A 9,482-nucleotide genomic window follows, 5' to 3' on the forward strand; every position below is an offset into this window, starting at 1 on the left:
ACTATAAGTTCTTATAAAGTTTTATTAGAAAGGCTAATCGATCATTATCATCTCTAAATGGTTCTTTTCTATATAAATATTCTATAGCATTATCTAATTTTTTATGAGCATTTTGAAGTTCTATTGGCATAAATAGTTTGTCATATAAATCTGCTATAGAATTACCTTTATCTAATAAATCATGTCTAATTTTTAATAGATTTCGAGATAAATCTTTAATGTAATTTTTTTGCTTATGCGTAACTTTTGGAAAAACAAATGTATTATATACTAAAGTATTTGAGTAACGTATATCACTTTTAAGTCTTCCTGCAACAGATTTCACCCATATAGTATGCATTTTGGATTGCAAAACACCAAAGATATACAAATCAGCATTTACTAATTGAAAAGCACTGTCACTGATAATAGTATATTTATTTACAAATCCAATGGGCATATATGGCCTATTAGTAGAAGAAACTCGAGGAATTATTAATTTATTAGAAAAACTTACGCGATCCTCTCCTAAAAGTGTAGGTATATTAGCCAATTCTCTAGTTTTTTTTCTTTTACTAGTTAATCTATACTCTTGTACTTGTTGAACTCTTTTTTTTATATTAGGATTACTTCTTAAAGTTTTTATATTTATATCTTTTAGATATAATATATACCTTTGTTCATTTCTCAAATACTCTTTTGATCCTATGAATGAATAAATAAAATCTGTAATCTCTGGATAAGTATCAATAAGTTCTTCTTTTTCTTTATTATTCAAAATAAAATGACCATTATCATTAGCCATACTTCCAAAATTCATTACTGGCATATTAGATATCTGTGAACTTCTTTTTCTTACATTGGCAATTGGGGCATCTGTTAAATACTCATTTATATTCTTTACTTTTATTCTCTTTGTTTTAGAATAATTATCATAATAGCTAGTAATAGTCTTGTTTTTATCATTTATTAATGAAAAACCAGCTATACAAACATGAACGATTGCTCCATTATTATCCCATTTGAAAGTTTGATGAGCAAAATTTATATGTATTCCCATTTCAAATAAAATTGACCATAATATACTAGCCTGTTCACCTTGAAAAATTGAATTAGTAGATACTAAAGCAGCTTTAATATTTTTATTTTTTTGCATTAATAAGGCGGTCTTATAATACCATGCTGATACAAAGTCTAAATTACCACTATTTTTAAAATTCATTACTTTTAGAAACGAATCTTTTTGTTCATTTGACATTAGTCTCGCACCAATAAAGGGGGGATTACCAAGTATATAACTCAACTCTTTAGTAGGAACTAATTCTTCCCAATCATTAGTTAATGCATTTACAGCGTATAAATTACCACTAGCATGGAGTGGTAATCTTAAGAAAGCTCTACCAAACAGATTACTAGCTTCAATATTCATTAAGTGATCCATAATCCATAATCCTATTTTAGCTACAGATACTGCATATGGAACTATTTCAAAACCATAAAATTGATTTATATCCACTTTAATGTAATCCGTAATATCAAATAATATCGTTTGTCCTTGATTTATTTCATCAAGAACTTCATGTTCTAATCTTCGTAATTCTCTATATGCGACTATTAAAAAGTTACCACTTCCACATGCCGGATCTAGAAATTTTAATTTTGATAATTTGTCATGGAAAGCTTCAAGTTTTGATATTTTAATATCATGTGTTTTGATTTTTATAATGTTTTCAAATTCTTCTCGTAAATCATTTAAAAATAGGCCATTGACTATTTTCATTATATTTAATTCTGAAGTGTAGTGAGCACCTAAAGAATGACGTCTACTTCTATCCATTGCTCCTTCAAACATTGATCCAAATATTACTGGAGAAATTTTCGACCAATCTAGTGTTGCTGTCTGTATTAAATTATTCCTAATTTCGCTATTTAAAGATAAACCACTAGGTTGTATTACTTTAAAAAGGCCCCCGTTTACATATGGGAATTTATTTAAAACATCATTTTGAAATCTCTTATTCTCTGGAGTATTAAGTACCTGAAAAAGTGCTGAGAGTTTATCTACTAAGTCGCTTCCATTTTCATTAGTTTCGTTTACTATGTAGTTGATAAATTGATTTCGATTGAAAATACCGCTATCCTCGGCAAAAAGACAAAACACTATTCTAGTCATTAATAAGTCTGAAGCATTTTTAGGATAGCTCATCTTTATCAAATTGTTATGTAATCTTTCCATCATTTTTGCCGCTTTTTCGTTTACTGGATTTGACGGTATATATACTTCACTTACTTTATTTTGCAAAAAGTTAAAATTTTCAATATACTTAGGTAAGTCTTTTACTCGAATATCTATTGATTTTTGAGGGTTTACTAAGTCTAGTAATTGAATTCTTTCAAAATTCGATAATATAATGAATTTCGGTATGTCCTCTTTATCTAGATTTATGACATATCTGTAAGCTTGGGATTTAGCTTTGTCTAATTTTATTCCTTTAGACTTCATTTCTATTAATAAAAGTCCATTTAGTAAGTGATCTGCATACTTTTGTGAGCCATCAATATTTATTCTCCATTCAAAGCCAATATTAATTTTTTGTTTAGGAATATCAAATATTTCTAGAAAATCCCTAATCCACATTTGAGCTTGTTGTTTTTCATCACTGTCACCTAGATGTAATTTTAAAAATTTATAGCAATTATTTAATATTTCTTTATCCATATCATTTCTCCTAATATATTTCTTTAATTGTTACTATTATACTAAAAAGTATCTTTATCACTTTTTATTCTATAAACCTTATACCTTGTTATATTGACTCGCTTTGCAATCCCACTAATTGATTTGCCCTCTTCTAACATTTCTACAACTCGATGATAAACAATGCGCTTTTAGAATCCTTTTCATTTAGTGAATAAAGTAAAGGCCATCCTTTATACACACCTTTTTCTTTCGCAACTTGAATACCTTGTGCTTGTCTACGTTTACTTTCATTTCGTTCTTGTTCTGAAACCATTGCTAATATTTGAATGATTAGATCTTTCATAAATTTATCTAATAATGGATTGCCAATCACTTCATTCATCATAGGTAAGCTAGTAATCATCAATTGAACTTCTTTGTCTTTTAAATAATAAACGGTATGAATCATTTCATCATAATTACGACCTAAACGAACAATTGGTTCCATTACAAACCGCCCCCCATTCTCACAAAGTTAAGTGCTTCTTGAAATATCGGTCTATTTTCAATGGACTTACCAGACTGTTTTTCTGTAAAAATTTTTTCAGCACCAAATGACTTTAAATTTTCAAGTTGTCTTTCTAATTTTGATTGATAGATGATACTCTCGCATAGCCAACAATCATTGATTTCCACCTCATAATTAATATACACCTAATCATACGTTTTAGTTACTATAAATTCAATAACTGTATTTGTATGATTAGGGTGTACCAAAATCATACAAAAGGTTGATTTATACTTTTTCAATTTATATTTTCTTTTCTTATAAGGATTTATATTTTTTATATGACAAAACATTATGTATTTTTAATTAAAGTTTGTTAATATATTGTTATATTATAAAAATAATGAATGATTTAAAAATTAGAACCATTACAAATATATACAAAAAAATGCATAAAAGGTGTTAGTTTATTTGCTAATTAAATAATACATAGGAGGTTCACTTAAGTGAATATAGAATGGATTAAAATAAAAGGATTTAGAAATTTTAGTGAGGAAAAAATTAATTTCTCCAATAAGTCTTTAATTATAGGGGCAAATGATATAGGAAAAACAAACTTAATATTTGCATTAAGACTCTTATTTGATCGAAGTTTAAGTGACAGAGACTTAGATTTATTTGATAGCGATTATAATGTATATACTAAATCTGAAAGCATTGAAATAACAGTTAAAATAACACATATTCAAGAAGATTGTTTATTAACCACATTTAGGGGAGATATCAATGACGAAACAGTATATATACAATATAAAAATTCGAAAAATGGTGAATATAGTATACTTACTGGGCCTACTGAAGAACTATTAGAGCTAAAAAGTTCTCGATTTTATATTAAAAGATTAAATATGGAGTACGTAAACACAAACCGCAATTTAGATTCTTTTATGAAACGAGAAAAAAATAAAATACTCGAGAATGCAAAATCACAATTAACAGAAGAGCAAGCCAAACAAGATGAAGACCGTATAACTGAAATAAAAAATGATTTAACCATTATGAATAGCAAAGTAGATCATTTAAACTACATTCACGAATCTTTAGACAAAGTAAACGCCGAATTGGAATCGCTTGCTATACATAATGTAGGTCAAAAACTGAGTTTTAAAAATGCTAATTCTGATATTGATAAAATGTTAGGTAATATTGAGCTAACTTACAATACAGATGAAGGTGCTTTAACCTTAGGGGGAGATGGCAGAAATAATCAAATTTTTTTAGCAACCTGGATTTCTAAACAAAAAAACATAAACTCACTAGAGAAAGTTACTTTTTATGCTATAGAAGAACCAGAAGCCCATTTACATCCACAACAACAACGTAAGCTTTCTAATTACTTGTTAGATAAATTTGATGAACAAATATTTATTACTACGCACTCTCCTCATATAGCTTCCGAATTTAGACCAAATAAGATAGTCAAATTATACGCTAAAAACAAAACTACAAAAGTAGCAAAAGGTGGATGTAGTGAAGAATTACAAGTGCAATTTGATGATTTTGGTTATAGATTAGATGCAATAACTTCTGATGTATTCTTTGTAAATGCAGTTTTTTTAGTAGAAGGTCCGTCAGAAAAACTATTTTATACTGCGCTTGCTAAAAAATTGAATATTGATTTAGACAAATTGAATGTTTCAATAATTACAGTGAACGGTGTAGGATTTAAACCTTATATTAAAATTTGCTTAGCTTTAGATATTCCATTTGTGTTACGGACTGATAATGATATTTTTAATAAAACCAAGAAAGAGAAGGATAGTGAATTTTCTTATTATGCAGGAATATCACGTGTTATCGGTATATATAAAGAGCTTTTATTAAAAGATAACAATCATGATCTATTACATTTTTGGGAAGATAATAAAGACAAAAATGAATGGATAAAATTTAATGAGCCTCCACAGAGTGCTATCGATTTTGCTGACGAAATCAAAAAGAAAATAGAACATTACTACATATACTTATCTCATATAGACCTTGAACATGATTTAGTTCATAGCAACTTGTTTACATCTTTAAAGAATTTCTATAATACTCAGAATGAAAAACAGACAGTAGATAAAATGCAAAAGGCAAAAGCTGAGAACATGTTAGAGTTTTTAAAAAATAATTTTGATGAATTAAAATGTTTAGAAAACGATGAAATTTCTAAACCACTTAAACAAATTGAATCTTTAGCAAAAGGGGTAGTTAATGGTCATGAGTAAAAAAATTAGTGCTACAAATGAACAACTGAAGATTATCAAAGAACAAGGAAATTTAGTTGTTACTGCTAGACCAGGAAGTGGAAAAACACACACAATAATAGAAAAAATTATAGATGTATCTACAAATTTAATGAGCTTTCAAGGAGTTATAGCTATCTCCTTTACCAGAAAAGCCAGTCAAGAGCTGGAATCTCGTTATAAGAAGAAGAAGACAGAAAATAAGAACCACTTTTTTGGAACTATTGATAAATTTTATATTTCTGAAATTATTATTCCTTTTGCAAAGAACTTATGTGGTAAAGGAAAATCACTGGAAATAAAAAACTCTTTTAACGATTATCCTAAATATAAACAGTTAAAAAAATTAAAAGAAAGTAAAATAGATGAAGAAATATTTGAACTACTTAAACAATCATTACAAGATGGTTTGATATTCTTAGAAATTAGTGGTGAAACAGCATTATATATACTCAAAAAAGTCCCACAAAGTTTACTTTATCTCAAAGCGAGATATACTCATATCTTTATTGATGAGTACCAAGACTGTGGTCACATTCAACACAAAGTTTTCTTAGAGTTAGTAAATCAAGGAATTAAAGGTATAGCAGTAGGTGACTTAGATCAAGCCATCTATGCATTTAGTGGGAGATATTCTAAATATTTATTATCATTAATAGGAATGGAAGATTTTACACATTTGGAAATTACTAGAAACCATAGATGTCACGATTCAATTTCAGATTATTCTTTAGAACTTATGGGTATCAAAAGAAAAAATATCATGAAAGAAAAGAGAGTATTTAAAGTTAATGTCTTAGGAACAGACGAAAATATTATTCAATCTATAGAAAAAAACTTTGAAAAACTAAAGAAAAAATATAATATAAATAAAAATAGTGATTTTGCAATTTTGTGTAGAAGTAACAAAACAGCTAAACGGGCTTCTGATTTTTTAAAAATAAATAATAAATTATTTGTTGAAACAGCTTTAGATAACATAAATGGAAATTGGGCAACTTTGTATAATGACCTTTTATCTTCCTATTATTTATATAAAAAAAATTCTGAAACTGTTCTAGGTTTTGTTAGTAGATACATAAATGAAGAATTAAATTATAAAAACTTTCAAAAAGGACTAATCATTGTTGATAAAATATTTAATTTAGATGAAAAAGACCTCATATCTAACATTGAAGATTTTCATAACATCGCCCGACTAATTTATCCGGATAAACCAGATGAACAAATTTATAGAAAATTAAAAGAAGTTATAAGTAGCAAAATAGCTTTATGTAGCTTCAAACCTGCATCAGAAGATGAAGTTAATATCATGACATTACATAAATCAAAAGGATTAGAATTCAAGTGTGTATTTCTATTAGATTTATATGAATGGGTTTTACCACCACGAGGTAATTGGGTATCTAAAGAGGATTATATACAATCTTTAAATTTACATTACGTCGGAATTACAAGAGCAATTGAAGCTTGTTATATCATGATAGGAAGTCACAGATATAGATCGAAACAACAAGATTTTATTGAAGCTAAAGAATCGCAGTTTTTATATAGAAATAATACACCCAGTCTAAGGGTGGATTTAAATTGGTAAATATATTAGACTCACTTCCAAATTTATAGTTAGAAAAGTATTCACTACTTTAATTCAAAAAAATATTTATTAGAAATAGTGAGCGTAATTTTGCATTCTTCTACTAACCAGTGTTATAATTTAGTTAACAAGAATATCTGCATTTTATGCACCAATCCCCTCACTACTCGCAATAGTGAGGGGATTTTTAATGGTGTGGCTTAGTCACCTATTTACTTATCATCACGTTTTCGAAGCCAATACGAAAATAACGCAACGATACAACCACTTGCTGCTGTGGTCATGATGTGAACAAGAATATCTGTCATTTTTAGCACCTCCTCTCTGCGTCTGAATTGACGCCTGAGAGATAGGCGACTCTATTATTATACCAGCTGTGAATATACAAACATATCTACTTCCGATAAGTCATTTTATGTCTTTTTAAATTTCAAAATGCAAGAATAACAATCTTGATTTTAGTACTATACCTAACTTCAAAATTTACTTAATCATACTAAAGATATAATTTTATGTCTGAAATTGGTTATATTCATAATCTACCTAAAGGTGAATCCATTGAATTACAGTTACTTAAACTAAGAAGTTATGATTGTAAAAAATTTTCTAACTGTATTAACAACCTTTTAAAAAATCGGTGGTAAATACCTTAATAACAGTGTTTATAGTAAAATTTTTTAAAGGAACGATAATATTAAGAGAGTAAATGAAATAATAAAAGAATTGTAAGAAAGATCAAAAAACTTGAAAACATCAAGTATTTCATTGTAAATTAACTAAAAATGTAACCGTTAGACTCTAAGTTAGAAGAACAAAGACAAATTAATTATTCAGCTAATAAGAGACAAGACATTAAAGTTCCAGAAACAATGGATATTTTAGATTTCATAAAGATTATTTCTGATAAAGAAGAAGAAAATAGTTTCTCAGTATAGTGATGTAAGTAAAGATAAATAAAAGTACAAACAACAAAATAATGAATTGCAATAAGGCGATAAATTAAATGATGATCAAAGAAAGGATATAGTAAACAAAAATAATTCAAAAAAGTTTTGGAAACCGATTATTCGGTAATTAAAGATGAATGTGAAATGTATATAAATCCTTGATACCCCTTTTATAATGACGGAACTTCTCATAATCATGACTTAAGTTAACTCAAACCGTAACTATCTTTTTTGTTGAACAGTCCCACGTTGAATATCTTCATCCAAATTATCTATCTTCTCTTTAAATAATCATTGAAATCTTGTTTCATCTTGATCAGAATAGCCCTCAAATATAACGTTATCAATATTCTCTTCATTGAAATAGTATATTTGATCTTCAACAACACCAACTGGGTACTTACATGCTGAATAATCAAACAAATACTTTTGACCCTCAATTTCTACAATTGGCTCACGATTGATAATCATTAACTTTTGAGAACCTTCTTTTAAATATATAATGCTTCCTATTGTTTCCATTTTATTTCACCTGTCTTTCTCTGAGAACATTTTAAAATGATTTAAGATTTACTTTTAATCTTACCAATTTTACCTGAAATTTCTGTTTGAGCGTATAACAACACATTTTGAAATAAGATTGTTGCTAATAATAATGAGATTGCTATCAAATAAATAAAATTAGATTCTTTTTGAAATATAAACCCACAAATCATAGCAACAAATAAAAAAGTAACAATAAAGTTTAAAAGTATGTTTTTCACAACTTCCTTAATATTTGGTAACACGTGTGCTCTAAATGTATCAGTTTTTAAATATAATTGTAATTTGAACTTCTTATTTTTATTAACAACGCCTTTAATAAGCAATATAGGCACAATCGCAATTAAAATTAATATAATGTTTAATGTATATGTTGTTGAAAAATCCAAATAATTACCTAAAGGTTTTACTAAATAACCTATAAGTACAGATGCACCAATGCTCAAACTAGTAATGGCATTTTTGGTCTTATTTTTTTTCAAACTTTCAGTCTTAACTTTACTAATTTCATTTTTATCAATCTCAATCAATACTTGTTTCGTCAAATAATTCAACAATGGGAATATATATGTTAATTTATTTCGATTTAAATCAATAATAAAGTATCTATTTTCATAATGTATCAGTTTAAATTTACTATTTTTTTCGATAGTTTCTATTGTTATTTTATCGATGATTAATCACATTCTTTCTAATTTAAAATATTTTTAAAAAGCTTTCATTGGATTCAAAGAATTAGTAACTGCAGTAATTGATTGACTCACTTTTTTCTAACATGATTAGAAGTATCTTTTACTGTATCAGAAACATGATTTACTGTTTCTTCAGTATAGTTAATAGTGTGATGTACCTTTGTTTTATAATCTTTGATGGTTGACTCAGTATTATGTTTCATATCATTAATTTTTAAGACCTTCTTTTAAATATATAATGCTTCCTATTG

5 protein-coding genes and 2 pseudogenes are annotated in these 9,482 nt (G+C 27.2%); 2 read left to right on the plus strand and 5 right to left on the minus strand.

What is annotated here, in order from left to right; all coding sequences use genetic code 11:
* Window position 1: 1 nt before the first annotated feature.
* Window positions 2–2,698, minus strand: coding sequence for a DNA methyltransferase (locus HMPREF2663_RS08320; protein WP_070846173.1), 2,697 nt, complete (start codon window positions 2,696–2,698; stop codon window positions 2–4).
* Between the two features lie 41 nt (window positions 2,699–2,739).
* A pseudogene (locus HMPREF2663_RS08325) lies at window positions 2,740–3,345 on the minus strand (recombinase family protein).
* A 328-nt stretch (window positions 3,346–3,673) separates the two neighbouring features.
* On the opposite strand from HMPREF2663_RS08325, the gene HMPREF2663_RS08330 reads away from it, so the two are divergent.
* Window positions 3,674–5,437 carry an ATP-dependent nuclease gene (locus tag HMPREF2663_RS08330; protein ID WP_070846175.1) on the plus strand — a complete coding sequence of 588 codons (1,764 nt, stop codon included), beginning with the start codon at window positions 3,674–3,676 and terminating at the stop codon, window positions 5,435–5,437.
* Entirely contained in the window at window positions 5,430–7,049 is a 1,620-nt protein-coding gene (locus HMPREF2663_RS08335; RefSeq protein WP_176746332.1) for a UvrD-helicase domain-containing protein, read from the plus strand. The genes HMPREF2663_RS08330 and HMPREF2663_RS08335 overlap by 8 nt, the downstream gene beginning before the upstream one ends.
* 212 nt (window positions 7,050–7,261) lie before the next feature.
* On the opposite strand, the gene HMPREF2663_RS12370 is transcribed toward HMPREF2663_RS08335, so the two are convergent.
* From HMPREF2663_RS12370 to HMPREF2663_RS08345, 3 genes and pseudogenes are all read right to left on the minus strand, one after another.
* Window positions 7,262–7,357 (minus strand): type I toxin-antitoxin system Fst family toxin, encoded by a 96-nt coding sequence (locus HMPREF2663_RS12370; RefSeq protein WP_019236174.1) that lies wholly within the window; start codon window positions 7,355–7,357, stop codon window positions 7,262–7,264.
* 861 nt (window positions 7,358–8,218) lie between these two features.
* Window positions 8,219–8,518: pseudogene (locus HMPREF2663_RS08340) on the minus strand (DUF4176 domain-containing protein).
* Between the two features lie 41 nt (window positions 8,519–8,559).
* Window positions 8,560–9,216 carry a DUF443 family protein gene (locus HMPREF2663_RS08345; RefSeq protein ID WP_371106694.1) on the minus strand — a complete coding sequence of 219 codons (657 nt, stop codon included), beginning with the start codon at window positions 9,214–9,216 and terminating at the stop codon, window positions 8,560–8,562.
* Window positions 9,217–9,482: the final 266 nt, after the last annotated feature.

This window comes from Staphylococcus sp. HMSC077D08, from assembly GCF_001837945.1.
GTDB lineage: Bacteria > Bacillota > Bacilli > Staphylococcales > Staphylococcaceae > Staphylococcus > Staphylococcus epidermidis.